This is a genomic window from Lentibacillus amyloliquefaciens (assembly GCF_001307805.1).
Classification (GTDB): domain Bacteria; phylum Bacillota; class Bacilli; order Bacillales; family Amphibacillaceae; genus Lentibacillus; species Lentibacillus amyloliquefaciens.
The window spans coordinates 1,071,333-1,097,689 of record NZ_CP013862.1 but is presented as its reverse complement, the minus strand read 5'-3'; the positions used below and the strand labels follow the sequence as shown (position 1 = coordinate 1,097,689).

25 protein-coding genes, 6 tRNA genes and 1 pseudogene are annotated in these 26,357 nt (G+C 40.8%); 27 read left to right on the top strand and 5 right to left on the bottom strand.

Translation table 11 applies throughout. The features are described from left to right. The first annotated feature begins 11 nt into the window (after positions 1-11). Entirely contained in the window at positions 12-905 is an 894-nt protein-coding gene (locus tag AOX59_RS05500) for a deoxyribonuclease IV (protein WP_068442962.1), read from the top strand. A 576-nt stretch (positions 906-1,481) separates the two neighbouring features. On the opposite strand, the gene AOX59_RS05495 is transcribed toward AOX59_RS05500, so the two are convergent. Further along, the gene (locus tag AOX59_RS05495) at positions 1,482-1,766 is read right to left on the bottom strand and encodes a DUF2624 domain-containing protein (RefSeq protein WP_068442959.1); all 285 of its coding nucleotides are present in this window, start codon (positions 1,764-1,766) and stop codon (positions 1,482-1,484) included. A gap of 161 nt (positions 1,767-1,927) precedes the next feature. On the opposite strand from AOX59_RS05495, the gene AOX59_RS05490 reads away from it, so the two are divergent. Next, entirely contained in the window at positions 1,928-2,338 is a 411-nt protein-coding gene (locus AOX59_RS05490; protein WP_068448155.1) for a hypothetical protein, read from the top strand. 49 nt (positions 2,339-2,387) lie between these two features. Here the strand turns inward: AOX59_RS05490 and AOX59_RS05485 are convergent, their stop codons facing one another. Then, positions 2,388-2,723, bottom strand: coding sequence for a hypothetical protein (locus AOX59_RS05485; protein WP_068442956.1), 336 nt, complete (start codon positions 2,721-2,723; stop codon positions 2,388-2,390). A 74-nt stretch (positions 2,724-2,797) separates the two neighbouring features. On the opposite strand from AOX59_RS05485, the gene AOX59_RS05480 reads away from it, so the two are divergent. The 16 genes from AOX59_RS05480 (at position 2,798) to phoU (ending at position 15,476) form a co-directional block, all read left to right on the top strand. Further along, positions 2,798-3,433 carry an NfeD family protein gene (locus AOX59_RS05480; protein ID WP_068442952.1) on the top strand — a complete coding sequence of 212 codons (636 nt, stop codon included), beginning with the start codon at positions 2,798-2,800 and terminating at the stop codon, positions 3,431-3,433. A gap of 270 nt (positions 3,434-3,703) precedes the next feature. Beyond that, complete coding sequence (locus AOX59_RS05475) at positions 3,704-5,329, top strand: Na/Pi cotransporter family protein (protein WP_068442949.1); 1,626 nt, start codon at positions 3,704-3,706, stop codon at positions 5,327-5,329. A 254-nt stretch (positions 5,330-5,583) separates the two neighbouring features. Then, positions 5,584-5,658, top strand: a tRNA-Asn gene (locus AOX59_RS05470). A gap of 4 nt (positions 5,659-5,662) precedes the next feature. Next, positions 5,663-5,736, top strand: a tRNA-Met gene (locus AOX59_RS05465). A gap of 18 nt (positions 5,737-5,754) precedes the next feature. Further along, a tRNA-His gene (locus tag AOX59_RS05460) sits at positions 5,755-5,830 on the top strand. Between the two features lie 26 nt (positions 5,831-5,856). Beyond that, positions 5,857-5,933, top strand: a tRNA-Ile gene (locus tag AOX59_RS05455). A 9-nt stretch (positions 5,934-5,942) separates the two neighbouring features. Further along, positions 5,943-6,034 (top strand) — tRNA-Ser (locus AOX59_RS05450). A gap of 113 nt (positions 6,035-6,147) precedes the next feature. Further along, a tRNA-Phe gene (locus AOX59_RS05445) sits at positions 6,148-6,220 on the top strand. Between the two features lie 247 nt (positions 6,221-6,467). Beyond that, a complete protein-coding gene (locus AOX59_RS05440; RefSeq protein ID WP_068442946.1) occupies positions 6,468-7,079 on the top strand; it encodes a superoxide dismutase in 612 nt (203 codons plus the stop codon). Positions 7,080-7,194: 115 nt separating this feature from the next. Continuing rightward, complete coding sequence (locus AOX59_RS05435; protein WP_068442943.1) at positions 7,195-8,466, top strand: MFS transporter; 1,272 nt, start codon at positions 7,195-7,197, stop codon at positions 8,464-8,466. 71 nt (positions 8,467-8,537) lie between these two features. After that, on the top strand, positions 8,538-10,598 hold the full coding sequence (locus AOX59_RS05430; protein ID WP_068442939.1) for a peptidoglycan D,D-transpeptidase FtsI family protein: 2,061 nt from the start codon (positions 8,538-8,540) through the stop codon (positions 10,596-10,598). A gap of 304 nt (positions 10,599-10,902) precedes the next feature. Beyond that, entirely contained in the window at positions 10,903-11,907 is a 1,005-nt protein-coding gene (locus AOX59_RS05425) for a PstS family phosphate ABC transporter substrate-binding protein (RefSeq protein ID WP_068442936.1), read from the top strand. Between the two features lie 270 nt (positions 11,908-12,177). Further along, positions 12,178-13,080 carry a phosphate ABC transporter permease subunit PstC gene (pstC, locus tag AOX59_RS05420; RefSeq protein WP_418000782.1) on the top strand — a complete coding sequence of 301 codons (903 nt, stop codon included), beginning with the start codon at positions 12,178-12,180 and terminating at the stop codon, positions 13,078-13,080. Position 13,081: 1 nt separating this feature from the next. Next, entirely contained in the window at positions 13,082-13,957 is an 876-nt protein-coding gene (gene pstA / locus AOX59_RS05415; RefSeq protein ID WP_068442931.1) for a phosphate ABC transporter permease PstA, read from the top strand. Between the two features lie 20 nt (positions 13,958-13,977). Continuing rightward, entirely contained in the window at positions 13,978-14,799 is an 822-nt protein-coding gene (pstB, locus tag AOX59_RS05410) for a phosphate ABC transporter ATP-binding protein PstB (RefSeq protein WP_068442928.1), read from the top strand. Positions 14,800-14,819: 20 nt separating this feature from the next. After that, on the top strand, positions 14,820-15,476 hold the full coding sequence (phoU, locus tag AOX59_RS05405; RefSeq protein ID WP_068442925.1) for a phosphate signaling complex protein PhoU: 657 nt from the start codon (positions 14,820-14,822) through the stop codon (positions 15,474-15,476). Between the two features lie 58 nt (positions 15,477-15,534). On the opposite strand, the gene AOX59_RS05400 is transcribed toward phoU, so the two are convergent. Both AOX59_RS05400 and AOX59_RS05395 read right to left on the bottom strand, forming a co-directional pair. Further along, positions 15,535-16,071, bottom strand: a complete 537-nt coding sequence (locus AOX59_RS05400; RefSeq protein ID WP_068442923.1) for a hypothetical protein — start codon at positions 16,069-16,071, stop codon at positions 15,535-15,537. Positions 16,072-16,092: 21 nt separating this feature from the next. Further along, entirely contained in the window at positions 16,093-16,314 is a 222-nt protein-coding gene (locus AOX59_RS05395; protein ID WP_068442920.1) for a hypothetical protein, read from the bottom strand. 182 nt (positions 16,315-16,496) lie between these two features. Between AOX59_RS05395 and rpmG the strand changes: the two genes are divergently transcribed. From rpmG to AOX59_RS05365, 6 genes are all read left to right on the top strand, one after another. After that, complete coding sequence (rpmG, locus tag AOX59_RS05390; RefSeq protein ID WP_010530995.1) at positions 16,497-16,646, top strand: 50S ribosomal protein L33; 150 nt, start codon at positions 16,497-16,499, stop codon at positions 16,644-16,646. A gap of 175 nt (positions 16,647-16,821) precedes the next feature. After that, positions 16,822-18,528, top strand: coding sequence for an IS1182 family transposase (locus tag AOX59_RS05385; protein WP_068442915.1), 1,707 nt, complete (start codon positions 16,822-16,824; stop codon positions 18,526-18,528). A gap of 20 nt (positions 18,529-18,548) precedes the next feature. Next, complete coding sequence (locus tag AOX59_RS05380) at positions 18,549-19,118, top strand: 5-formyltetrahydrofolate cyclo-ligase (protein WP_068442912.1); 570 nt, start codon at positions 18,549-18,551, stop codon at positions 19,116-19,118. A 28-nt stretch (positions 19,119-19,146) separates the two neighbouring features. Beyond that, positions 19,147-20,133 (top strand): ThiF family adenylyltransferase, encoded by a 987-nt coding sequence (locus tag AOX59_RS05375; protein WP_237049375.1) that lies wholly within the window; start codon positions 19,147-19,149, stop codon positions 20,131-20,133. A gap of 65 nt (positions 20,134-20,198) precedes the next feature. After that, complete coding sequence (locus AOX59_RS05370; RefSeq protein ID WP_068442907.1) at positions 20,199-20,390, top strand: hypothetical protein; 192 nt, start codon at positions 20,199-20,201, stop codon at positions 20,388-20,390. A 219-nt stretch (positions 20,391-20,609) separates the two neighbouring features. After that, complete coding sequence (locus tag AOX59_RS05365) at positions 20,610-22,169, top strand: rhomboid family intramembrane serine protease (RefSeq protein WP_068442904.1); 1,560 nt, start codon at positions 20,610-20,612, stop codon at positions 22,167-22,169. 49 nt (positions 22,170-22,218) lie between these two features. On the opposite strand, the gene AOX59_RS05360 is transcribed toward AOX59_RS05365, so the two are convergent. Beyond that, the gene (locus AOX59_RS05360; protein ID WP_068442901.1) at positions 22,219-23,085 is read right to left on the bottom strand and encodes a hypothetical protein; all 867 of its coding nucleotides are present in this window, start codon (positions 23,083-23,085) and stop codon (positions 22,219-22,221) included. 134 nt (positions 23,086-23,219) lie between these two features. Between AOX59_RS05360 and AOX59_RS05355 the strand changes: the two genes are divergently transcribed. The 3 genes and pseudogenes from AOX59_RS05355 to AOX59_RS20670 all read left to right on the top strand — a co-directional run bounded on the left by AOX59_RS05355 (position 23,220) and on the right by AOX59_RS20670 (position 26,211). Continuing rightward, the gene (locus tag AOX59_RS05355) at positions 23,220-24,677 is read left to right on the top strand and encodes a spore germination protein (RefSeq protein WP_068442898.1); all 1,458 of its coding nucleotides are present in this window, start codon (positions 23,220-23,222) and stop codon (positions 24,675-24,677) included. Between the two features lie 369 nt (positions 24,678-25,046). Then, positions 25,047-25,256 carry a YqgQ family protein gene (locus tag AOX59_RS05350; protein WP_068442895.1) on the top strand — a complete coding sequence of 70 codons (210 nt, stop codon included), beginning with the start codon at positions 25,047-25,049 and terminating at the stop codon, positions 25,254-25,256. Continuing rightward, positions 25,256-26,211, top strand: a pseudogene (locus AOX59_RS20670) (ROK family glucokinase). Before AOX59_RS05350 ends, AOX59_RS20670 begins: the two are co-directional and overlap by 1 nt. Positions 26,212-26,357: the final 146 nt, after the last annotated feature.

Here is a 26,357-nt window from a genome sequence, read left to right as displayed (position 1 = left end):
GGGGTGAGGATATGTTAAAAATTGGATCACATGTATCAATGAGCGGGAAGAAAATGCTTCAGGGTTCCAGCGAACAAGCCGTTTCGTATGGTGGCAACGTATTTATGATTTATACGGGAGCACCACAGAATACAAGGAGAAAACCGATTAATGAACTGAACATTGAAGCTGGAAGAGAGCATATGGAAGAGCACGGCATTCTGGAGTTGATCGTTCATGCACCATATATCATTAATATCGGCAACACATCAAAACCTGAAACATTTGAATTAGGGGTCGACTTTTTAAGAAATGAAATCGACCGGACTGCTGCACTCGGAGCTAAACAAATTGTTCTTCATCCGGGGTCACACGTCGGTGCAGGTGCGGATAAGGGGATTGCGAAAATTATTGAAGGGTTAAATGAAGTGCTCGATAAAAACCAGAATGTGCAGATAGCACTTGAAACCATGGCAGGCAAGGGATCGGAAATTGGCCGCACATTTGATGAACTTGCGAAGATATTCGACGGCGTAACACACAATGAAAAGCTGTCTGTTTGTCTTGATACGTGTCATATCCATGATGGCGGATATGATGTTGTTAATGATTTCGATGGCGTTTTGAATGAATTCGATAAGATAATTGGTCTGGACAGGCTGAAAGTTGTACATGTCAATGACAGCAAAAATGAGCGGGGAGCACATAAGGACCGGCACGAAAACATCGGATTCGGACATATTGGCTTTGAAGCACTTCACTATGTCATTAATCATCCTCAATTGAAGGAACTGCCAAAAATTTTGGAAACACCGTTTGTAGGGGAAGATAAGAAAAATAAAAAACCGCCATATAAATTTGAAATTGACATGATCAAAGAAGGCGAATTTGAGAAGGATTTAAAAGAAAAAATAATGAATCAGTAATCATTAGACTGAGAACAATAAAGCTATGGCAGCATTGTTGTTCTCAGTTTTTATTATTTAGCTGTTTCTAAAGGGCCGTTGTTTTTGACACAAAATCCATAAACTGCGAAGTAACTTTTATGTATAAGTTGGTGCGTCGTCTACCGCTTCGGAAATACACGCCGCGCACCTTAGGGCGGCTGGTGAGCCTCCTCGTGCTCGTCGCGTTGCAAGCTATTTCTGTGAAGCATACGCTCCTCGCAGAAAACATTGCTGGCGCACTGCGGGGTCTCACCGATACCTCCCGTCCCGCAGGAGTCGTCGTGTATTTCCTACGCTGGTTTTGCGCTTTATAATCTCATTATTTTGGATCTTAACTAAACTTCTTTTGTGAATGTTGATTGGAGTGGAGGGCAGTCGACTCTTGCGGGAAAGCAAGCAGCTAGACCTGAGCAGGAAGCGGTTTTTGCTTCCGAGGAAGCTGAAGCGTTGCCCTAAGGTGCGCGACTGCCCGCAGCGGAAATCAATCCTGTCACTACGTCGAATTTTACATCAACTACGAAGATTAAAAAGCAACAAAATTTACGAAAAGAGCTTTTATTTAAACAACCCTTCCATGCCATAAGATTTAATGATTTCCACAAATAATTTTTGTGCTTTATCAGCTGTTCTTTCATCAGTGATGCGTGCAAGCTCCTTGAACATTTTCATACGTTCTTCAGGCTCAAATGGGTTAATCGGATTTTGACGCAGATATGCCGTTATTTCTTTAGCTTGATTTTTATCAATTGAAAAACCATACTGATGCGCGTATCGCAACAGTTCATCGGGTGAAAGCTGTTTTAATTTTTTATTGATCAGCTGTTTGATGATGGTTGACATGCACTCATTCCCCTTCAAAGTGTATTATTATTCCATTATATGTTGAAAGCCTGAAAAATTAACTTATACTACAAATTTTTTCCCATTAACTACCAGCTGTATATTTGAAAACCATCCATAAACTATAAGTGCACCTCATTAAAGAAAGCGAGGTCATGCTGATGGATGAGGATAAAAACCGTCTGAATAGTGCAGAAAATGCTCCAAAACCGGAAAATCAGACGGATTCAGATGATGTGGTCGCTACCAACTTTGATGGCGCCCAATCACGTGTGGGAGAAACCCAAAGCAGACGTGATGAGGAATTTGCCAATGAAATGACCGCGGACGACGATGTTAAAGTGCCAGCTGATTCAGATGAAGACGGCAGAGAAGTTAATAGTGCTTTTGGATGGATTGCTCTGGCATTGTCCATTATTTCATATTTCGTGATGCCGATTATTCTCGCAGGCGCAGGGATTATAATGGGATTTGTATCAAGAAACCGAGGTGCGGATACGCTGGGCAACACCGCAATTATTGCAGGTGCCATTTCCATCCTGATCACACTGTTTATACTTCCGTACGTTTAGTAAAAAGGGGCTGAATATAATTTCAGTCCCTTTTTTCCAATGCATACTTTTACTGATTTTTATATAATGGAAAATAATAATATTCCTCTTTTTTAATATCGGTTGGTTTAACTCCATGATTCAATGACTTAAAATCCGCTAAAATTTGCGGGATATCCAGGTTGCTGCTGTGTGGTTCATTTATTTCCTCCACAATGGATAATACTGTCTCCCCCTGGCCTACCTGTACTTTTAGAACTTCCATCTTTTCCTGTTCCATAATATGTAATTTATTTTGCTGATCCGGGGTGCTGTTCAAAAATGTGCCGACTGTCAGATCCCGGTGTATACTCAATAAGAAAAGGATTAGAAATGTATAGAGAATCATTTTTTTAATTGTGTTCATGCTTTTTCCCCCTTAAAATGAAACTAATATTAAATTTAACCGTATAAGTATAGTAAGGAATGGGGGGAGTTGTGATGGAGATATTTTCATTGGATTGGATAGGCTTTATTCTGACCGGATTAGGCACATTATTCCTTATAGGTGAGCTACTCGTTAACATGCGTGGTCTATTTGGAATTATCGGAATGGGCTTTATCATCGTCTTTTTTGCAGCTTATCTCGAAACAGGCTCTTTTATCATTATGCTTATTATTTATCTGGCGGGAATATTACTTATTATGATTGATGGTAAAGTCGTGAATGACGGAACGCTTGCAACAATTGGCGCTTCCTGCATGCTTCTGGCGGTGGCACTCGCTGCACCCAACATATTTGCTGGTCTTTACGCTGTTGTTGGGGTGTTAATTGGCGGATTTTCTTCTATATTATTTTTAAAAGTATTTAAACGCAGGGAAATGTGGTCAAAAATAACGCTGAAAGATCAGTTGACAAAAGAAAAAGGTTATAACAGCATGAACGAGAGTTATGAGGCATTGGTTGGTCAACAAGGCACTACCTTAAGTGATTTGCGCCCTGTAGGGAATATCCGTATTGATAATCGGAATTACAGTGCTGTTTCAAATGCTGAATGGATCCCGAAGAACAGCAGTATTCAAGTCATACACGTCGATGGAACAAAAATTTTAGTTCAGAAAACTGAAGATGAATAAGAAAGATATTACTCATGGACCATAACATAAGGGATTCATGAGTATTTTTTTCGTGTCATGCCACTTTATGGCTGAACAAAGAATTATTTCCGACGGTCATAATTCTTTGGAATGAAAAGCTTTATATCAGGGTAACTAATAAATGATATATGTATGAATGTAAATTTTATGTTAAGTTTTCGCTTAGGGTCTTTACAAAAAAACAACAGTGCATTAATAATGGGTAAGGAATGTGACAAATTTCAGCATGGTTCGAAGGGTGGAATATTTTTGGATATCGATGTGCAGACGCTGATATTTCAATTTGTCGGCGGTTTGGGTATTTTCCTGTTAGGTATTAAATATATGGGGGAAGGTTTGCAGAAATCCGCTGGCGACCGTCTCCGTGACATTTTGGACAAAACGACCAGCAATCCGTTTCTTGGTGTTTTGGCCGGGATTGTGGTGACGATTTTAATCCAGAGCAGTTCGGGAACGACTGTGTTAACCGTTGGGCTGGTTAACGCCGGATTTATGACACTCAGACAAGCTATAGGTGTCATAATGGGTGCCAATGTTGGTACGACTGTAACGGCCTTCATTATTGGTATTGATCTGGGAGAGTATGCACTTCCTATTATAGCTGTTGGTTGTTTCCTGTTATTTTTCTTTAAAAGCCAGAAAGTCAATAATGTTGGCCAGGCAATATTCGGTTTCGGTGCATTGTTCTTTGGACTGGAATTAATGAGCAGTGGCATGTCACCTCTGCGTGAAGTGCAGGCATTTCAGGATCTTACGTTGAGCATGAGTGAACACTCAATTTTAGGTGTGGTCATTGGTACATTATTTACATTTATCGTGCAAAGTTCATCAGCTACAATCGGTATTCTTCAAGGGCTTTTCGCTGAAGGTGCGATTAGTTTAAAAGCAGCGCTGCCTGTATTGTTTGGTGATAATATCGGTACAACCATTACAGCAGTATTGGCTTCGATTGGCGCATCCGTCGCTGCTAAACGCACAGCATATGTGCACGTGATTTTTAACCTAGCGGGTGCCATTATTATAATTTTGCTACTTGGATTCTATACCCAGTACGTAGAATTTTTGCAATCTGCTTTAAACCTTAATCCGGAAATGACAATTGCATTTGCACATGGAAGCTTCAACTTGGCAAATCTTATTATTCAATTCCCGTTCATCGGTGCACTTGCATGGATTGTTACTAAATTCATCCCGGGTGACGATACGATGATAGAATATAAGCCACAACATTTGGATCCGATTTTCATTCAGCAGTCATCAACATTGGCTTTGGATCAGGCAAAAGCGGAAATTATCCGGATGGGCGAATACGCATCCAAGGGGCTTGAAGAATCAAACTTGTACTTAACGACACAGAGTCAAAAGCATTCGGAGATGTCCATGCAAATTGAAGGAGCATTAAATAATCTGGATCGTGAAATCACGGACTATTTGGTGGAAATGTCCGGTGAATCGATGTCCGAAATGGAAGGTGCTAAACACACACTGTTAATGGATTCTGTTCGCGACATCGAACGTATGGGAGACCATTTTGAAAATATTATTGAATTGATTGATTATAAAATCTCCAATAAAGTGTATTTGACAGAGCAGGCACAGGAAGATTTGAATAATATGTTTGACTTAACAATTATGACCGTCAAACAGTCAATAAAAGCGCTTGATGATATGGATCGCGAAGAGGCTCTTGCGGTTGTACAAAAAGAGGATCAGATAGACAGAATGGAACGAAACTACCGCAAAAAACATATCATTCGTATGAACGAGGGGCTATGTTCCGGTTCTGCAGGTATCGTTTTTGTTGATATTATCAGTAACCTTGAGCGGATAGGGGATCACGCTTCAAATATTGCAGAGTCTGTTTTAGGTGAATAATTAATTAAAGGGGTGCATTTGCACCTCTTTAATATGTCAATTATTAATGAATGAAATTTTTACGATTTAATGAAGCGTTGCATATTGAAAACAATTTATGAACATGCTATAGTATTTATTGTCGCTTGCATTATTTGGTAATAAGTGTTGACACAAAAAACATTCTGGTTAGGTTATTGACAGATTGTGTCGGACATGGTAAATTATATTTCGTCGCTGAATAATAACGACTATTTCAAAACAGTTTATATTATTCCACAGTAGCTCAGTGGTAGAGCAATCGGCTGTTAACCGATCGGTCGCAGGTTCGAATCCTGCCTGTGGAGCCATTTTGGCGGTGTAGCTCAGCTGGCGAGAGCGTACGGTTCATACCCGTGAGGTCGGGGGTTCGATCCCCTCCGCCGCTACTATAATAATATTTGACGGCGGTCGTGGCGAAGTGGTTAACGCACCGGATTGTGGCTCCGGCATTCGTGGGTTCGATCCCCACCGGTCGCCCCATATTTCACAGCATTTAAAGTTAATACGGACCCTTAGCTCAGCTGGTCAGAGCTATCGGCTCATAACCGATCGGTCGCAGGTTCAAATCCTGCAGGGTCCACCATTAAAATTCGGAGGTATACCCAAGTACGGCTGAAGGGATCGGTCTTGAAAACCGACAGGCGGGTCAAACCGCGCGGGGTTCGAATCCCTCTACCTCCTCCATACATAATTTACGAATGACAAGTATATGAAGCAGATAACCGATATCATGCAACACGACGAGCACAAAATGCTTCTGATGTGCGAGAACTAATGTTAGAATCAAATCCAAATACGGCTCGGTAGCTCAGTCGGTAGAGCAACGGACTGAAAATCCGTGTGTCGGCGGTTCGATTCCGTCCCGAGCCATCTTTAAACAAGCTAATGCTTGTATTTTTTTTGATCTTTTTTAGAAAAAGCTGCGACGGGCATCTTTTGGATTTCTTTGTAAGCGTGTTTTAAATATCACAGCCTGGGGTATACAACTAAGTAGGATTTCATGACTCACTCTTATAGTGCATTTAACTTGCATGTCCATAAAGGCTTTGATAGCCTTGAATCTAAAGGGTGAATATTCAATCCTTTTAATAAATAATGTTAAAGGAGGACATTAGAAATGGCAAAATTTGAACTACCAGAACTACCATACGCATATGATGCTTTAGAGCCTACAATTGACAAAGAAACAATGAACATTCACCACACAAAGCATCACAATACCTATGTAACAAAACTGAATGCTGCGATTGAAGGCAAAGCAGACCTTGAAAGCAAATCCCTTGAGGACTTAGTAGGTAACCTTGATGCTGTTCCCGAAGATATCCGAACTGCTGTCCGCAATAACGGCGGCGGTCATGCGAATCACAGCCTGTTTTGGAAAGTTATGTCACCAAATGGTGGCGGCGAACCATCAGGTGAACTAGCTGATAAAATCAACAATAAATTTGGCAGCTTTGACAAATTTAAAGAAGAATTTGAAACAGCAGCAAAAGGACGTTTCGGTTCCGGCTGGGCTTGGCTTGTCGTCAATAATGGTGAGATCGAAATTACAGATACGCCAAACCAGGATACACCATTAATGGAAGGTAAAACGCCTATCTTGGGTCTGGACGTCTGGGAGCATGCTTACTACTTAAAATATCAAAACAAACGCCCTGAATACGTTGCTGCATTCTGGAATGTTGTCAATTGGGATCAGGTTGCAAAAAATTACGAAGAAGCAAAATAACTGTTTAAACGCAGAGAAAAAAGACACGGGATTCAATCTCCCGTGTCTTTTTTTGCGCCTGCATATCTGGCTTTGATTTGTTCACACTATAAATGAACGAAAAGGAGCAATAGATATGCCAAAAACCTTAGAAAAGTTTGCAGGAAAAATTGAAATCAGTCGTGACCTCATCTTATTGTTGGTAATCGGAGGACTGTATTCCCTTAGTATTTTTCTTTCCAATACTTTTGTTAATATTTATTTATGGAAGCAAGCAGGTGATTATGTCACCATTGCCTTTTACAATTTGGGAATTTATTTATTCCAGCCGCTCACCTTTATACTGGCCGGGAAAATAGCTAAGAAAGTTGATCGTGTTATCGTTTTGCGTTTAGGGGTAATATTCTTATCTCTATTTTTTTTGAGTGTGTTACTTATAGCCGAGAAGGCTGCAACATATAATTTTATGCTGGGAAGTGTTTTGGGAATCGGGTTTGGCTTTTATTGGCTGGCGTTTAATGTGCTGACGTTTGAGATTACGGAGCCTGAATCAAGGGATTTTTTTAATGGATTCCTTGGTGTTCTGCAGTCTTTTGCAGGTATGGTCGGGCCGATTCTGGCTGGTACAATCATTGCCGGCATGCAGGAGAACATCGGATATAGCGTGATCTTTACGATTTCATTCGTTTTGTTCATCGCTGCTGTGGTCTGCAGTTTTTTCTTGAAACGCAGGCAGGCGGAGGGGCAATTTCACTTTAAGCGTGTCTTATTGGAATGGAATCATAATAAAAATTGGCGAAGAATTTTAAGCGCTCATGTTTCCCAGGGAATGCGGGAAGGGATTTTTTTATTTGTCATTTCCATTTGGGTATTCATTACAACTCAAAGCGAGTTTGCACTTGGGATGTTTAATTTGTTTTTGTCCGGTTTATCGCTTATCTTATATTTCATCGTAACAAAATGGATTAAGCCTTCCATGAGAAAAAAAGCGATTCTAACCGGTGCACTGATTCTATACTTTGCCGTCTACATCATTTTGTTTGATTTAGGCTATATTCAACTGATGGTGTATGCTGTTCTGATCGGTATCGCTTATCCGATTGTAAATGTGCCGTATGCATCGATGACATATGATGTTATTGGAAAGGCGCGGAAAGCTAAAGAATGGCGTGTTGAATATATTGTTGTAAGGGAGCTGTTTGTGAACGCAGGCAGGGTGGCATCAATTTCTGTTTTTCTGATCGCGATTATACTGTTCCGCGCCGAGATCATTATCCCATATTTACTGGCTTTTTTTGGTTTGGGACATTTAATTATTTATCTGTTTGTTAGAAATATTTATCTGGGAAGTGCCGGCAGGGAAAAGATAATGGCAAACGAGCCGGTGACTGATGAAAAAAATCGTTAATTCCTCTTAGAATTTAAGTGAATAAATGATATAATACAATGGTATATGTATGAAATATTGGGGGAGGAATAATGGTTTCCAAAAAGAATAAAAAGAAAAAAGCACAACTTCCCTTTCGCTTAAATATATTATTTTTTATTGTCTTTTTACTATTTTCAGCGTTAGTGCTTCAGTTAGGCGTTGTTCAAATCTTAAATGGGGAAGCATTTCAGTCCGAAATTGACCGAACAACGAATGACTACACCGAGGTGCCCGTTCCTCGCGGCAAAATGTATGACCGCAATGGTGAGTTGATTGTCGGGAATGATGCAGCCTATTCAATCACATACACCCCTGAAAAAGGTATCCAGGCTGAAGACAGGCTGAACGTTGCTGAAAAGCTTGCTGAACATATTTCGATGGATTCAGAAGATCATCTGGATAGTGTCACACTCCGTGACAAACGAGAATACTGGTACTTAAATAATACAGAAGAAGCGAAAGGTCTTCTGTCAAAGAAAGAATCGGAGGAAATGGATAATGGCGAGGCCTACACCGAAACCTTGAAACGTATCGATGAAGACAAGGTTGATGATTACTCCAAACAGCAGCTTGAAGTGATGGCCATTAAAAAAGAAATGGATAAAGCCATGGCCTTGACACCGCAAGTAATCAAAAATGAAAATGTATCGCCTGAGGAATTTGCACGAGTGTCGGCTCATTTGGATGAACTGCCTGGTATTAATGCCACGACTGACTGGAACAGAAAGTATCCTTATGATCAAACTTTCCGCGACTTTGCAGGTTCAATCACTTCCGAGGAACAGGGAATTCCCGCTGATCAGGAGGATTACTACTTGACCCGGGGCTACAGCCGGAATGATCGGGTCGGAAACAGCGGATTGGAAGAAGAATATGAGCGTGTGCTGAGAGGACGTAAAGAAAAAATTCAATATACAACGAATAATGACGGAACGGTAGTCGATTCGGACGTTGTGGTGGATGGACAGCGCGGGAAAGATCTTGTACTGACAGTCGATATGGAATTACAGCAGCAAGTCGATAAAGTTTTGCGTGAAGAAATGCAAGCAGCGATGAATGCAGACCCGGTTGAAAATAGAGAAATGGAGTATGCGACAGCAGTCGTTATGGATCCGAATACCGGGGAGATTTTAGCTGCAAGCGGCCAACGATACGATGATAAGGAAAACGAATTTGTCAGCACTGAAACGGCCTCAATTTTTAATGCCAACGCCCCCGGATCTTCTGTGAAAGGTGCCACGATGCTGGCTGGTTATGAGTCTGGTGTTATTGAGCCTGGGCAGCGGTTTTATGATACGACGATTAATGTTGCTTCGACGCCTCCTAAAAGTTCCTGGACAGATCTGGGATGGGTAAACGATTATGATGCTCTGGAACAATCATCCAACGTTTATATGTTCTATATTGCCATGCGCATGGGTGGTTATTATAATTATGAGCCGAATAAACCAATGCCAGTTGAGAGCGGCACGTTTCAGGAAATGCGCAATTACTACGCACAGTTTGGTCTGGGTGTAGAGACAGGTATCGATTTTCCGCAGGAGTCAACGGGTTTTACCGGGCCGAATGGAAGCGGGAAAACGCTTGACTTGGCGATTGGACAGTACGATACCTACACAACCATGCAAATGGCCCAATATGTATCAACTATCGCCAATGGCGGCAGCCGTGTGCGTCCGCACTTCATGAAAGAAGTTCGCAATCCTATCCCGCATGATGAAGGCCTTGGCCCTGTTCACGAAAGTTATAATACAGATATTATGAACCAGCTGCAAATGTCCAGCAGTGAAATTGACCGTGTCCAGGAAGGTTTCCGCCGGGTATTCCAGGAACCGAACGGCACCGGTTCCAGGCATTTTGCAGATAAACCATATGATGCGGCTGGGAAGACCGGGACAGCTGAATATGATAAATATCATAAAGACGGATCCTATACTTCCACAGAAAATCTGTCATTGGTTGGCTATGCGCCATATGACGATCCGGAAGTTGCGTTTGCCATTATGGTTCCATTTACCGGAAAAGGCAGTGACTATCCGATTAATCATAACATTGGTAAAGGTATACTGGATGCCTATTTTGAATTGGAAAATGACGATGAAGAAGAATAATCTTGTCTCTGCAATAGCCTAAACGCATATTAAAGCGTTTAGGCTATTTTTTTTGTGCTTTTTTAAAAAGGAATACATTTCTATAACACTATATAATCGAAACGGGGCTAATTTAAAATAATACCCCGTTTTTTTGTCTGACAAACGAATGCAGGACGAGAAACCAATTCAACTAATCTATGAACTTTACATAATATTAACATTGAATTAATAGGTGGTTAACACTCATTCGTTATTATAAGAATTGCAGGGAAGAAAACACAAAATCTTTTCTGACAAATACCAACCATTAGGGGGCAAAAACATGAAGTCAAGAGCATTACTGGTATTATTAGCGATGTCTCTGTTGCTCGTTGTTTTAGCAGCATGCGGCAATGCAGAAGGCAGCGGGGATGAAGCCTCAAGCAGCAATACAGAAGAAAGCACCAGTGGAGAAGGCAATAGTGAATCAGAAAGTGAGACAACTGAAGTACTGGTCGATGGCTCATCCACGGTATTTCCTATAATGGAAGCTGTCGCTGAAGAATATCAAAAGGAAAACCCGGATGCTCGCGTGAACATTGGTACTTCCGGAAGCGGCGGCGGTTTTGAAAAGTTCGCTGCAGGTGAAACGCACATTTCAAATGCTTCCCGTCCGATTAAAGAAGAAGAAAAGCAGGCACTTGAAGATGCTGGTATTGAATACACTGAATTTGAGATTGCACTTGATGGCCTGTCAATTGTGGTAAATCAGGAAAATGACTGGGTTGATCAGCTGACAGTTGAAGAACTGAATAAAATGTGGTCAGCAGACGGCGGTGTGACTACATGGGCAGATGTCAGAGAAGGATGGCCGGAAGAAGAAATTGAATTTTACAGCCCTGGCGCTGATTCCGGCACATTCGATTACTTCAGTGAAGTTGTACTTGGAGAAGAAGGACAGATTCGTCAAGATGCTTCATTATCTGAAGATGACAACGTTCTTGTACAAGGTGTAACAGGATCTAAAAATGCTATCAGTTACTTCGGATATGCATATTATGCTGAAAACAAGGATAGTCTGAAAGCTGTACCTATCGTAAACGACAGTGGTGAAGCAGTTACACCGGATCAGGAAACCGTTCAGTCAGGAGACTATAATCCTTTTTCAAGACCATTATTCGTCTATGTGAAAAATGAAGCAGTAGAGAATAATGAATCAGTCTACAATTTTGCAAAGTATGCACTTGAAAATGCAGGTGAAATGGCAGAAGCAGTAGGCTATGTTGCTAAACCTGACAGTGCCTATGAAGATGCATTGAAAAAATTGGATGAAATCGCAGGAAAATAAACTACGAACGAACAATTTATAAAATACAGGTGAATTGTGAGGAAAGTTCGTGCAGAACCTTTTCCTCACTTTCCTCGTTTTTAATGACATTCATTTTTGCCCGGATTTTTATCCCGCATGTAAAGGACAGTAAGCCGTCAAAGTACGGCGGCTAACTGTCCCTAAATGTCCGATTCGTTCATCTAACAATCAGTAGGAAAAACCCCCACTGATTGAAGATTCACTTTATAAAAAGAGGAGATTATTATGGCTGTAAATGTTAAAGACATGATGAAGCAAAAGAAATCAAATCAAATTCTTCCCCGATTGCTGGAAAAATCAGCACCAGTATTCTTTTTGCTGTGTGCCATTATATCTATCTTAACAACAATCGGTATTATTCTTACGTTATTAGTGGAAACCATCACGTTTTTCAACCGTGTTTCATTCACGGAATTTATTACCGGCACACAATGGTGGCCATTTGGTGAAAATGCCAGTTATGGAATTCTTCCATTAATCTCCGGAACATTATTGATCACAGTCATTGCCATGATTGTTGCGATACCAATCGGCCTGGCATCAGCTATTTATTTAAGTGAATTTGCATCGAATAAAGTGCGGAAAGTTGTCAAACCTGTTTTGGAAATTCTCGCCGGCATTCCGACAATTGTCTATGGTTTCTTTGCCTTGACCTTTGTGACACCAATGTTTCAGCTGGTCATTGATGATTTGCCTATTTTCAATGCACTTAGTCCCGGAATTGTTGTAGGTATTATGATTATCCCGATGATTGCATCACTTTCAGAAGATGCGATGAGTTCTGTACCTAATGTCATGAGGGAAGGTGCCCTGGCAATGGGATCAACAAGACTGGAAGTGGCAATGAAAGTTGTTGTTCCGGCAGCACTGTCTGGCATTATTGCGTCATTTGTATTGGGATTATCCCGGGCAATCGGTGAAACCATGATCGTATCTGTAGCCGCCGGTTCAACGCCCAAGCTTACGACAGATGTCACCGAATCGATTCAGACAATGACCGGATATATTGTTCAAGTAACACTGGGGGATGCATCCTATGGATCCACCACTTACTACAGCATATATGCGGTGGGCATGACGCTATTTGTTTTCACTCTGATTATGAATCTCTTATCACAATATATCTCCCGTCGTTTCAAGGAGGATTACTAATATGAATCTGGTCGATAAACAAATTGTTCAAAATAAAATGAATAAGCGAATCATCAGTAACCAGATTATGCGGCAGTTGTTCTTTTTAGCTGCAGCATTTGGTATCGTTGTTCTGGTTGTATTGCTATATCGCATATTTTCGGAAGGTATCCCTTATTTGGATTGGAGCTTTTTCACAAATTTTGCATCACGTTTCCCTGAAGAGGCTGGGATAAAGGCAGCCATTGCAGGTTCGTTATGGCTGATGGCAGTGACAGCTCCTATATCTCTGATGCTTGGTGTCGGAACAGCTATCTATCTTGAAGAATATGCCAAAGAGAATATGTTCACACGTTTTATTCGAATGAATATTTCAAACCTTGCGGGTGTTCCTTCCGTTGTATTTGGTTTGTTGGGTCTGACTGTTTTTGTACGATTGATGGAGATGGGCAGAAGCGTTATGGCCGGCGGTCTGACGATGAGCCTGTTAATACTGCCAATTATCGTTGTGTCTTCTCAGGAAGCGATACGCGCCATCCCTAAAAGTCAGTATGAAGCTTCGTATGCTATGGGGGCTACAAGGTGGCAAACCATCCGGCGTATTGTGTTGCCGGCAGCCATTCCCGGCATTTTGACGGGTGGTATATTGGCATTGTCACGGGCAATCGGGGAAACGGCCCCGTTATTGATGATAGGCGCGCTGTCATTTGTTGCCTATTTGCCGGAAAATATTTGGTCGAGTTTTACGGTATTGCCAATCCAAATATTCAATTGGACCGGAAGACCCCAGGAAGAGTTCCACCTGGTGGCATCAACGGGCATTATTGTCTTGCTGGTCATATTACTGCTTATGAATTCAATCGCTATATTTATACGAAATAAATTTTCAAAAAGCTAATAATCGGGAGGTTTTTAATCATGAGTACAGCAGCAGAGAGTAAGCATGTATCAATAGTCAACACAAATGAACCGGTTAAGGAAGAAACTAAAACCATTTATTCAATTGATAATTTTAATCTATGGTACGGAGATGACCAGGCACTTTATGACGTGCAATTGGAAATCCCCATGAATAAAGTGACAGCAATCATTGGACCGTCCGGCTGTGGCAAATCAACGTTTATCAAGTCATTGAATCGGTTGGTTGAATTGGTGCCATCCGTTAAAATGAGTGGAAGCATTAAATATGATAGCCAGGATATTTTTAGTCCGAAATACAAAGTGGAAGATTTGAGAACAAGCGTCGGTATGGTATTTCAAAATCCGAATCCTTTTCCAAAATCAATCTATGAAAATGTTGTTTACGGACCGAAAACGCACGGTATTAAGAAAAAGAAAGTTCTTGATGAGATTGTTGAAAAAAGTCTTAAAGGTGCAGCCCTATGGGATGAAGTGAAAGATCGATTAAATGAGAATGCATTCGGTCTGTCTGGCGGACAGCAGCAGCGTCTTTGCATTGCCAGATGCCTGGCGATTGAACCTGATGTGATTTTGATGGATGAGCCGACGTCAGCTCTGGACCCGATATCGACCACCAAGATTGAGGAGCTTATCCAAACCTTGAAGAAGGATTACAGTATCGCTATTGTCACGCATAACATGCAGCAAGCTGCCCGGATTTCGGATAAAACGGCATTTTTCTTGAATGGAGAAGTGATTGAATACAGCAACACCGATAAACTTTTCTCCAATCCTGATGATAAACGTACAGAGGATTACATCACCGGCCGCTTCGGCTAAGTGTATAAAGGAGGATTTTAATGGTTGCCAGAGAGCAGTTTGAAACGGATTTAAATAATATTAAAGAAGACATCATTGCATTGTCGAATACGGCGGTGAAAGCCTTACGTGAAGCAGTCGATGCGTTGTATAACCAGGACATAATCCTGGCAAAGGAAGTTATTGAAAACGACAAGATGATCGATAAACAGGAACATGCGATTAACGATCAGACGATTTTATTAATTGCTAAACAGCAGCCGGTTGCAACGGACCTACGTCGGTTAGTGGTCGCTCTGCAAATAACAGCTGACGTAGAACGTATGGCTGATAATGCTAAAAACATTGCCAAATCAACCATTCACCTTGGAGAGGGTCATCTTTTGACGGTCCATCCGAGGATTAAAGAAATGCGGGATATGGCCATTGATATGAATAAGACCGCAACCAGGGCGTTCCATTATGATGATATTTCGATTGCCGGCAAATTATCGGCTATGGATGACCAGGTCGATCAATTATATGAATCGATCATCCAAGATATATTAAATGAAACAGCTACCAATCCGGAAAAAATCCAGTATATCATGCAGATGGCTTTCTGTGCACGGTATATTGAACGATTTGCTGATCATATTACAAATATAGGAGAGAGTATTTTATATCTCGTCAAAGGGGAATCGTATAAATTAAATTGACTAAAGAGGTTCTTGTCTTAACACCAGAAAAAAGCTGTATTATTCAAGATAATACAGCTTAATTTGTTATCGTTTCGGCTATTTCATTATGATCCATATCACTCGAAAGTTCAAATTCTCCAAGCTGAATTAATTGACTGTATTCTTCATCTTCCATAAACGTTGTAAATGACTCAGCATCATCAATGATGTTATTGTCTTCAAGCGTTTGACTGACCTCAGATGGAATGACACCGGATTCTATTGTCAGTGTATAACTGGTCTGGTCAGTTTCTTCAGCATCCTCGGAGTTTTCTTCCTGCTCTTCTTCAGTGTTATTATTTTCATTTGTGTCCGCCTCATCAGATGTATTCTCTTGCGAACTGTCTTCGTTATCTGCTGTTTCTGAATTATTATCTGATTGAACTGATACGGAAATGTATTCGGATTCTGTCAGCACATGATAACCTTCTGATTCAACGGTTTCAATCATCTCTTCTGTGGATAAATTGCTTTGGGTTTCCGATTGGGAATAATCCGCAAAGTAAAAAACTCCAAGCAAAACGAGACTGGCTGTCAACAGACCGATGGCGAATGAACGAATGGTTTGTTTCATATTTTTCCCCTAACTTTCTGTCTATTTATCGGAATTATGTCTCATGTTATTGGAATAGTCATCTGTCAGCAGTTCCTCTTCCAAAACTTTTATTTTTTTCTTCATTTGATAGTTTTCCTGCATCGTTGATATTGATAGTTGTTCAATTTCACTTTCCAGATTATCGAATTTATCGTTCATAAAAAACGATAATATGAGCAGAACCACTGCAATGACGATAATGGAAATGATTGCATACATCATGTTTCTTCCCTCCATTCATCTATCAATACAGTTATAACATAAATTATAAAAAAGAGAAATAATCAATTTTTTATAATACGCTGTCTTGAATCTTTCTTGAACATCTGCTATTATAGTTAAAGTCTGAAATGTCATAAATGATATCTTTTAAAAGCAGTATGAATTGTCTGGAGGGAAACCAAATGCGCGTAAACATTACATTGGCTTGTACAGAAACAGGCGACCGTAACTATATCAGTACAAAAAATAAGCGTACAAACCCTGAACGTTTGGAGCTTATGAAATATAGTCCACGATTGAAAAAGCATACATTGCATCGTGAGACGAAATAATGAATTGAATTCGAAAGAGGCTGGGACAAAACCCAGTAAAATTGAAAAAGCGTGGTACTTATCGATTAGGTAATGTACCACGCTTTTTTTATATTATCGTTAATTTTTAGTAAACAAAAAGGATCGCCTCTGATAAAATTAAAGTAACCACACAATAACCATCGGAGGGATCCTTATGTTTAAACATTATAACATGAACCAAGTGGTTTTGCCTTTAGATTTAGAAATAAAAATAGAGGAAAATGATATTGCCTATGCCGTCAATGACGTCGTGGAAACTATCCCGGATGATGCCTTCACAGGTTTCCGGCGCGAAACAGGCTACCCAGCTTATCATCCGCGCATGATGATGAAGATTATTTTATGTGCTTACACGCAATCTGTTTTCTCCGGCAGAAAGATCGAAGGATTACTACATGACAGTGTCCGTATGATGTGGCTGGCTCAGGGATATGAACCAACGTATCGCACCATCAATCGATTTCGTGTGCATCCAGAGGTTAAAGAGTTATTGCGTCAATGCTTCGTCCAATTCCGCTGCCAGCTTGTACAGGAAAAACAGATTGATGAAGAAGCGATTTTCATCGATGGGACCAAGATTGAAGCGAATGCCAATAAATACACATTTGTTTGGCGGAAAGCGATAGAGAAACACAGCGCCAAATTGGTGGAGAAGTCCAATCAAATGTATGATGAATTGCTGGAAAACGAAATTATCCCGGAGATTGAACGGGAAAGCGAGGACGAATTATCCACCGATGAACTCAGGCAAATAGCTGAGAAACTGGATGAGAAAGTCGAAGCGTATGACAAAGAGATTGAGGCACGTGAAAAAGGAAGCGAACGAAAACAGCTTCGTTCCGAACGTAAAGCACCGAAACAATACCGCAAACGGTTCAGGGCCTTTGTCGTGCGCAAACAGAAATATAAGCAGGACATGAAAATTTTCGGGGAACGCAACAGTTACTCCAAGACAGACCATGATGCCACGTTTATGCGCATGAAAGATGACCATATGAGGAACGGCCAGCTGAAAGCAGGTTATAATGTGCAGCTTGCGACAGAGGGTCAATACGCGCTCGCTTACGATGTATTCCCAAACCCGACGGACACACGTACTTTCGTTCCTTTCCTGGATCATATTGAGGAAGGTTACTTTGAGCTGCCTAAGTATATTGTGGCTGACGCAGGTTATGGCAGTGAACAAAATTACGAAGACGTCCTCGAGAACCGGGAACGCACGCCCCTGATTACATACAACCAATACCGGAAAGAAAAGAAAAAGAAATACAGAAATAACCCTTTCCATTCCGCCAATTGGGAATATAACACGGAAAACGATTATTTTATCTGCCCGAATGACCAAAAAGTAACATTCCGTTACCTATCCCAACGAACAGACCGGTACGGCTATACACGGACCTTCAGAGTTTACGAGTGTGAGGACTGTTCAGGGTGCCCACTGCGTTCCCAATGCACCAAAGCGAAGGAAGGGAATAACCGGAAAATTTATTATAACGCGAAGTGGGAAAGCCAAAAAGCCTACACAAGACAACAGCTTTCGGAAGAAGAAACTGGCGAAGTTTACGGGCGACGTAAAATCGATGTGGAGCCAGTCTTCGGATTTCTGAAGGCTAATTTGCGTTTCCCGCGTTTCTCAGTCAGGGGGCAGGAGAAAGTGAAAAATGAATTAGGATTTGCATTCATGGCGGTGAACTTGAGAAAGTACACCGCCAAAAAGACAAATCCTACCTTAGATAATAACAACCATTTAAATCAAAAAGGTTCCAACCATCAAAAACTGATGATTGGAACCTTTTTTAAGTCATTTTTGGCTAGTTATGTCCCAGCCTCTTTCTTATTTTTCCTGTATTGTATATAATACACTCAGGGGTTGATAAAATGGAAAAAACTGAACTTCGAAACAATATGATACAGCAATTGAAAAAATTACCAGATTCAGAACGTACCAAGATAGAACAGGCGCTGGCAGAGAATTTAACGGATTCAGATGTCTGGAAACAGTCGAATACTATCGGGATAACGGTTTCAAATGGATTTGAATGGAATACAAAACCAATTATCGAAGCAGCATGGCAACAGGGAAAACTGGTATGCGTTCCGAAATGTCTGCCAAAAAAGCGTCAGCTGAATTTTTATGAACTTAACAGCTATGATCAGCTTGAGGTTGTTTACCATAATCTATTGGAACCAAAACCTGAAATAACTGAAGAAATGTCTAAAGACAGAATTGATTTACTGGTCGTACCGGGATTGCTGTTTGATAAAAATGGCTACCGGATCGGGTTTGGCGGCGGCTATTATGATCGCTTTCTGACTGATTTTCCAAACCGTAAACTATCAATGGCAGCAACCATCCAATTAGTAAATAAACTGCCGAGAGATCCGTTTGATATACCGGTAGAGGAGATTATCACTGAGAATGGTTTTTGGCAAAGGGGAGGAGGGTAACGTGAACACAGCTCGTTATTCAAGGCAAATGTTATTTGAACCAATTCAGGAGAAAGGGCAGCAGGCGTTATCAAACAGTACTGCACTGGTAGTCGGTGCCGGTGCATTGGGAACAGTTATAAGCAATCAGCTGGTACGAGCCGGGATAGGAAAAATTCGGCTCATCGATCGTGACTATGTGGAGCTCAGCAACTTGCAACGTCAGATAATGTTTGATGAAGAAGATGTACGTGAGGCAATGCCAAAGGCTCAAGCAGCCAAACAAAAACTAGAGAAAATCAATAGTCAAGTGGAAGTTGAGGCAATTATTGGCAATGTAACGTCAGAAAATATAGATGAACTGATAAAAGATATGGACGTCGTACTTGATGGAACGGATAATTTTGCGACACGTTACCTTCTTAACGATGCCTGTTTTAATCATCAGCTGCCATTTTCATATGGCGGTGTTGTCAGTTCCAGAGGGATGACTGCATTTTTCGTGCCGGGCAAAACCCCTTGTTTGAGATGTATTATGAAAGAAGGGACGGGCGGCGGACAGACTTGTGATACGGTTGGGGTTATTGCACCGGCAGTTGATATGATCGCCTCGTTTGAAGTTACGGAGACGTTAAAATACTTAACAATGAATCATGAGGTGCTGCGAGGCACCTTAAAAACAATTGATATTTGGCACAATCGTCACTATGATATGAAATTGACCGAACCGGCGTCTGATTGTCCGACCTGTCAAAAACAAGAATTTCCTGCTCTAAAGCAAAATGTAAATGACGAAGAAACTGTCTTATGCGGCCGCGATACGGTTCAAATACATCGTCAGCCTGAATTCAATCTGGAAGAATGGGAAAGCCAATTAACGAAAGTTGCCGACGTGAGACGAACGCCATTTTTAATTAAGGCAGCAGTTGGTGAGGAGATATATTTGGTTATGTTCAAAGACGGGCGTGTCCTTGTTCAAGGTACGGAAGACCCTGTTCAGGCAAGAATATGGTATGACCGTTTTATTGGTTCGTAATGCATAATCTCAGGTTAAAAAGCAGATAACTATGACTGACTTAAATTAAGAAAAGGGTGTCAGGGATGAGATTTTTTGCTTTGTTAACGATTGTGATAACGTTAGCTGCCGTTATTTTCAAATGGCGGTTCCGGATTGTGAACACATTATTGGCCGTCAGTTTTTTGCGTCAAGCGGTCGTAACGATATCAATGAATATGCCCGCTATTCGTGAAAAAATTATGCCCGCGTTATTTCAACGGCAAACAGTCAAATAAACTAATTACAAGGAGCTGTTAAGAAAGCAGCTCTTTTATTATTTCCTTTCGCTGCATACCTATAAACATTAGGTGCTGCGTCCACTTGAATCAAGGCTCTGTGTGCGTTCCAGCTTTAAAGGGTTATCAGCCGCCTGAGGAGAAAAAAGCAAAATCCATAATAAAAAAGCGAGAAAAAAGAATTAAACTTTGATACCATGGCGGTGTAAGGGGAATTAGATGTATCTGGATGAAAGTTATACGCTATATAACACAGCGTGGCATCTTATTGAACAAGATAAATTTGAATTAATACATATAAATGAAAATGGCGAATTATGGCTGGAAAAGCTCGACGGAAAAACGTCACGTGTTGTTCGTCTTTTTCACGGTGGGTTTGACTGGAAAAATCATATGAAAAAGGATATCGGACAGGTTTTTCAGAAAGCAAAAGCCATGAAACGGTATTTTCGCAGTAAACATATTGAATTGCATAACGTTTATATTGACTCCCATACGCCGGTTGATGACTGGGAGATGCTGAAAAAGAAAATGCAATTAAATGAAAAAAATCCAATCCAAATGAACGTCTATTATATATCTGACAAAGATAAAGAAGAGGAATTGGCCAGATTTATGAAAGCTGTTGGAAGTACACACACAGCCACCGAAGAAAGCCTGTCTGAAGCTGAAAAAGAAGAAGAAGTTAATCAGATCAGGAAAAAATTAGCAGGACAGTTGAAACAAAAGGAAAAAGAAATTCAAAGTGTCTTTTCATATGGCAAACCTTTCATGACATATATACTTCTTGCGGTCAATATTCTGTTGTTTGTTCTTTTGGAAATAAATGGAGACAGTACCTCTACAGCGACACTGATTGACTTTGGAGCAAAATATAATCCGGCCATTATTGAGAATGGAGAATGGTGGCGGATTGTTTCATCCATGTTCCTGCACATTGGTATTCCTCATCTATTATTGAACATGCTGGCTGTTTTTTATTTAGGAACGGCGGCAGAACGAATTTATGGTTCCCTCAGGTTCACCGTGATTTATTTTTTGGCAGGAATAGGCGGAGGACTGGCGAGTTTTGCATTTACGACCAATGTATCTGCAGGAGCATCCGGAGCGTTGTTTGGTTTATTCGGCGCCCTTTTATTTTTTGGATGTATTCATAAACGAATCTTTTTCCAAACGATGGGCATGAATTTGCTGATTATTATCGGAATCAATATCGTATTTGGGCTAAGTGTCCCACAGGTTGATAATGGTGCCCATATGGGCGGTTTGATTTCGGGTTTTATTGCATCAGCTATTTTGCATCTGCCCAAGAAAAAGAATTATCTTATACAAACTGGTGCTCTGATCATTTATGGTCTGCTTATGTTCGCTCTGGTGCTCTTCGGTGTTAATCATAACGAAAACAGCGCCGCATATCAATTAATGAAAACTGAACAGCTGGTTGCCGCCGAGCAGTACGAAGAAGTCGTGACGATTGCCACCGGGGGCCTCCAGGTTTCAGGTGAATCAGACAGTGACGTGAGAAGCCATTTGTTATTTCAGCGTGCCTATGGTCAAATCAGATTAAACAATTCTGAAGAGGCGATAGCAGATTTGGAAAGATCGGTCGAATTGAATGACACATTAGCGGAAGCTCATTATAACTTAGCTGTTTTATACAACAATAATAATGAAGCAGAGAAAGCTGAAGGATCGATTGAAAAAGCATATGAGCTAAACCCGGAAAATGAGGATTTCCGGCAGCTGTATGAGCAAATTACCGGAAAAAGCCCTAACTGATAAAATCAAACATGCTTGAAGCTCTGTTCATTTAAAAGGCGGAGCTTCTTTAGGATTGGAAGTGGTCTGGGTATTGCTGAATCAGTCGTTCTTTTTGACCGTTCCATTCATATAGAACGATTAAATGGTCTTTTTGTTTATCAAATAATACGAGTGGTATGAAGCTGTTTACGTTGTTATCAGCATTTGGAATTTTTAGGATATAATTTTTATAAAGACCTTCCCATAACTGGCCGATAATCTGGCTTGTCTGGGCTTGCGTGAAAGAGGGGAGCGGCTTGGTGCTGTATTTGTGCAGATTTGTCAGTGGAACTTTCCGGTAGTCATTTTCATCAATATTAAAATGTCTCATGAGCTGTTTCCAGTGATGGTTTAATTGTTGTTCGGAAGTATGCCTTAAGAGATCTGACCACTCTTTTTCATAATCGGTTTCAGCGGATTTAAATGATTCGAGACGTGTCCCTGGTGAATCAATGACGTACAGCTGGTCATGTGTCATCTGATGAATACTTTTAATCTGATCATCCGGGTAATGCACTTCACCGTGATGAAAGGAAATCGATTGAAAATAATTACTGTCTTCATCGCTGATGGTTTGATTTATGTTGATTGTGTCGGCATTTTCCTTCCATTTGCTGCGTATGCCTATCAGTTGGCCATTACTGTATAATAAGGAGGCATCTTGTCGTAAATAAAGCTCGCGCTCACTTACAGAGCGACTTTTCCAAACCATTTCATAGGAGTCTCTCGTTTTTTCCGAGATTAATTCCAACACTGTGTTTGTCTCATTAAAACTTAATGTTTCATCTTCGGGAAAATAAGTGATAGCTGGTGTCACATCATTCTGCCACAAGTATATTAACAGAAATGTACTGATTAACGGAATTACCATCAGCAATAATAAATACTTTTTCATCCTGAACCATTCCTTTAAGCGTTATCCTTTCACAATGAATGTATGAAACAGCTTATCCCAATATGTGCACTCCAGAATAGAAGTGATTGTTTCAGCCAGACTATGACTGAACAATAACTTAAAAAGGTGAGCATATGGAAAAAGAACAGCAACCGTTATTTTCTTCTTATACAAAAAATGTTTCCTATATAAACGAGCGGCTGGCAGTTGATAAAAGTTTTGATGTCATACATTTGGATTTAAAATATGCAGGCAGAAACATGGCATTGTTTCTGATCGACGGTTTTGCCAAAGATGAAATTATGCATTACATCATGAAGCTTCTGGCACAACTGGAACCGGAACAGCTGGATCCTGATCCATTGGAGAAGTTGTTTAAGACGTATATTCCATATATCGAAATTGACCATGTTAAAGATTTGAACAAAGCGTCAGATTTAGTCTTGGGTGGTCCGGCAGCATTAATCGTAGAAGGTATTGATGAAGTAATTATGATTGATGCGCGGACATATCCGGTAAGATCTCCTGCTGAACCTGACCTTGAACGTGTTGTCAGAGGCTCGAGAGACGGATTTGTTGAAACGATCGTATTTAACACGGCTCTTATAAGGAGGAGAGTACGGGATCGGTCATTGCGAATGGAGTACATGCAAATTGGCAGACGGTCAATGACTGATATCTCACTTTGTTATTTGGAAGACATTGCGGATCAGGACCGTGTTGATAAGACAAAAGCCGTTCTGGAAAAGATTGATACGGACGGGCTGGCGATGGCCGAAAAAACAATTGAGGAGTATGTAAGCGGTCGGCACTGGAACCCGTATCCCGCCGTCCGTTATACGGAAAGACCTGATACGGCTGCAGCGCATTTGTTTGAAGGCCATGTGCTGATCATTATTGATGGCTCGCCAAGCGTGATGATAACACCGGCAACGTTCTGGCACCATTTGCAGCATGCGGAGGAATACCGGCAAAAACCGCTTATCGGTGCTTATCTGAGGTTTATTCGTTATTTTGCGGTCTTTGCATCCATTTTTGTACTGCCACTGTATTATTTATTCACGGTTCATCCGGAGTATCTGCCGGAGGGGTTATCATATATCGGCTTGAGTGAAGAAGGGGCAGTCCCTGTGATTCTGCAGTTTCTTCTGGCTGAAATAGGTATAGACGTTCTCAGACTCGCTGCAGTTCATATACCCTCGTCTCTGGCCACTGCACTTGGTCTGGTTGCAGCGATATTGATCGGACAGGTTGCAGTGGAAGTAGGCTTATTCTCATATGAAGTAGTTCTGTATCTGGCGATTGCCGCAATTGGAACATACGCCACACCGAGTTATGAACTTAGTCTGGCAAACCGGCTGGTCAGGATGTTTCTTTTGGTGGTAACCGGAATGTTCGGCATGACTGGCTTTATTGTCGGAATTACGTTGTGGCTTCTTTATATAACACGGATGTCAACATTCGGAATTTCTTATTTCTGGCCGTTTTTGCCATTTTCATATAGAGCTTTTCGTGATGTTCTGATCCGATCGCCGATACCATTGAAAAACCGAAGACCAGTGTTTTTGAACCCAAAAGACCCTGACCGCTGAAGTCAGCGGTCTTTTATTTTGGCTTTTTTAAACAAATGCTTTTTCATAAATTTTGTTTCTCTTTAACCCCTCTGTAGTTGATGTGACCTGTGAATCAAAGTTTAGAAAAAACTTTTTGGCAGCGCAGCTCAGAATTCTCGTTTTCCGTTGGTGCACCATCCGTCCTAAGGTGCGCGGAGTGTATTTCCGGAGCGGTATCATAATAACCAAGTTGCATTATATGGATTTTTCGTCAAAAAACAATGATCAATTAGTAAACAGTATGAAAATTATATTAATCGCTGCAACCCTGGCAAAATAGGCAATGAAAAAAATTTACTTATTCATTATTGTCTTCTGATTTGGTATAATATAAGTTGGTGATTTTAAATGAAGACGATATATGATGTGCGACAATTACTAAAACGGTTTGGCACGATTATTTATATTGGAGACAGAACGGCAGACCTTGAACTGATGGAAAGTGAAATCAAAGAATTGTACCAGCTGCAGTGTATCGGGACTGAAGAATACCAAAAGGCTTTGCTGCTGCTCAGGAAAGAGGCGAGGCGTCTCAGTGAACAAAAAGGGGAATCGTAATGAAAAAGTCAATTGTTGGTGTTGATATTGGTGGTACTACAGTAAAATTGGGCCTCATCGATAATGATGGAAGTATTATAGCTAAATGGGAGATAGCCACTAATAAAGCCAATAATGGCGCATCCATTGTCACAGATATCTGGCAATCAATCAGTGCTAATATTGATAAAGATACAATAAAAGGTATCGGGATAGGGGCACCCGGTTTTATAGACAGTTCTTCCGGTCATGTTTATGAAGCTGTCAATATTGGATGGCACAATACAGCGTTAGCTGAGGAAATGCGATCACTGTCCGGCTTGCCGGTCTTTGCTGCAAATGATGCGAATATTGCTGCTTTAGGTGAAAACTGGAAAGGTGCGGGGAATCATGCAAAAAACCTTATCGCGCTGACACTTGGCACTGGTGTTGGGGCGGCATTATTGTGAATGGAAATATTTTAGACGGGGAAAATGGCACAGCAGGGGAAATCGGTCATACCACAGTTTCTCCCGGAGGTTACCTGTGTAATTGCGGCCGCAGAGGCTGTCTTGAGACAATCGCTTCAGCCACGGGTATGGTTCGACAGGCAATGGACAAAGTCAATCAAGACCAAAAAACTGAACTTGCCCGGAGATATAACCTGAATGGAGCCATTACCACCAGGGATATTTTTGAACTTGCAAAGAATGGGGATAAAGATTGCAGTGATATCATTACGTATACTGCTGATGTTCTGGGATTGTCAATTGCAAATACCGCTGTAATCATTAATCCTTCAAAAATTCTTATTGGCGGCGGCGTCTCAAAAGCAGGTGATGACTTCATTCAGCTTATTGATGAGGCTTTTCGCCGGTATGCTTTAACGAGAGTCAGTGACATTTGTGAACTTAAACAAGCTCAGTTGGGCAATGATGCCGGAATTATCGGCGCTGCTTTTTTAGTTAAGCAGCATCTCGAGAACAGTAGTTTTTAGGTTTTATTTTTACAGTATATTTCATTAAGATAACATTTCGTTCACATTGTAAATTTTTATGAAACTTTTATTGATGAAATACGTCATATATAAGTGTAGGGTAACCATATGTTTTAAAAATATCTTAACGGGAAATTTAAATACAG

What these genes read in the sequence shown, in the direction of transcription:
- AOX59_RS05500 (WP_068442962.1), top strand. Translation starts at nt 12, where the DNA reads ATGTTAAAAATTGGATCACATGTATCAATGAGCGGGAAGAAAATGCTT.
- AOX59_RS05495 (WP_068442959.1), bottom strand. Translation starts at nt 1,766, where the DNA reads ATGTCAACCATCATCAAACAGCTGATCAATAAAAAATTAAAACAGCTT.
- AOX59_RS05490 (WP_068448155.1), top strand. Translation starts at nt 1,928, where the DNA reads ATGGATGAGGATAAAAACCGTCTGAATAGTGCAGAAAATGCTCCAAAA.
- AOX59_RS05485 (WP_068442956.1), bottom strand. Translation starts at nt 2,723, where the DNA reads ATGAACACAATTAAAAAAATGATTCTCTATACATTTCTAATCCTTTTC.
- AOX59_RS05480 (WP_068442952.1), top strand. Translation starts at nt 2,798, where the DNA reads ATGGAGATATTTTCATTGGATTGGATAGGCTTTATTCTGACCGGATTA.
- AOX59_RS05440 (WP_068442946.1), top strand. Translation starts at nt 6,468, where the DNA reads ATGGCAAAATTTGAACTACCAGAACTACCATACGCATATGATGCTTTA.
- AOX59_RS05435 (WP_068442943.1), top strand. Translation starts at nt 7,195, where the DNA reads ATGCCAAAAACCTTAGAAAAGTTTGCAGGAAAAATTGAAATCAGTCGT.
- AOX59_RS05430 (WP_068442939.1), top strand. Translation starts at nt 8,538, where the DNA reads ATGGTTTCCAAAAAGAATAAAAAGAAAAAAGCACAACTTCCCTTTCGC.
- AOX59_RS05425 (WP_068442936.1), top strand. Translation starts at nt 10,903, where the DNA reads ATGAAGTCAAGAGCATTACTGGTATTATTAGCGATGTCTCTGTTGCTC.
- pstC (WP_418000782.1), top strand. Translation starts at nt 12,178, where the DNA reads ATGAAGCAAAAGAAATCAAATCAAATTCTTCCCCGATTGCTGGAAAAA.
- pstA (WP_068442931.1), top strand. Translation starts at nt 13,082, where the DNA reads ATGAATCTGGTCGATAAACAAATTGTTCAAAATAAAATGAATAAGCGA.
- pstB (WP_068442928.1), top strand. Translation starts at nt 13,978, where the DNA reads ATGAGTACAGCAGCAGAGAGTAAGCATGTATCAATAGTCAACACAAAT.
- phoU (WP_068442925.1), top strand. Translation starts at nt 14,820, where the DNA reads ATGGTTGCCAGAGAGCAGTTTGAAACGGATTTAAATAATATTAAAGAA.
- AOX59_RS05400 (WP_068442923.1), bottom strand. Translation starts at nt 16,071, where the DNA reads ATGAAACAAACCATTCGTTCATTCGCCATCGGTCTGTTGACAGCCAGT.
- AOX59_RS05395 (WP_068442920.1), bottom strand. Translation starts at nt 16,314, where the DNA reads ATGATGTATGCAATCATTTCCATTATCGTCATTGCAGTGGTTCTGCTC.
- rpmG (WP_010530995.1), top strand. Translation starts at nt 16,497, where the DNA reads ATGCGCGTAAACATTACATTGGCTTGTACAGAAACAGGCGACCGTAAC.
- AOX59_RS05385 (WP_068442915.1), top strand. Translation starts at nt 16,822, where the DNA reads ATGTTTAAACATTATAACATGAACCAAGTGGTTTTGCCTTTAGATTTA.
- AOX59_RS05380 (WP_068442912.1), top strand. Translation starts at nt 18,549, where the DNA reads ATGGAAAAAACTGAACTTCGAAACAATATGATACAGCAATTGAAAAAA.
- AOX59_RS05375 (WP_237049375.1), top strand. Translation starts at nt 19,147, where the DNA reads ATGTTATTTGAACCAATTCAGGAGAAAGGGCAGCAGGCGTTATCAAAC.
- AOX59_RS05370 (WP_068442907.1), top strand. Translation starts at nt 20,199, where the DNA reads ATGAGATTTTTTGCTTTGTTAACGATTGTGATAACGTTAGCTGCCGTT.
- AOX59_RS05365 (WP_068442904.1), top strand. Translation starts at nt 20,610, where the DNA reads ATGTATCTGGATGAAAGTTATACGCTATATAACACAGCGTGGCATCTT.
- AOX59_RS05360 (WP_068442901.1), bottom strand. Translation starts at nt 23,085, where the DNA reads ATGAAAAAGTATTTATTATTGCTGATGGTAATTCCGTTAATCAGTACA.
- AOX59_RS05355 (WP_068442898.1), top strand. Translation starts at nt 23,220, where the DNA reads ATGGAAAAAGAACAGCAACCGTTATTTTCTTCTTATACAAAAAATGTT.
- AOX59_RS05350 (WP_068442895.1), top strand. Translation starts at nt 25,047, where the DNA reads ATGAAGACGATATATGATGTGCGACAATTACTAAAACGGTTTGGCACG.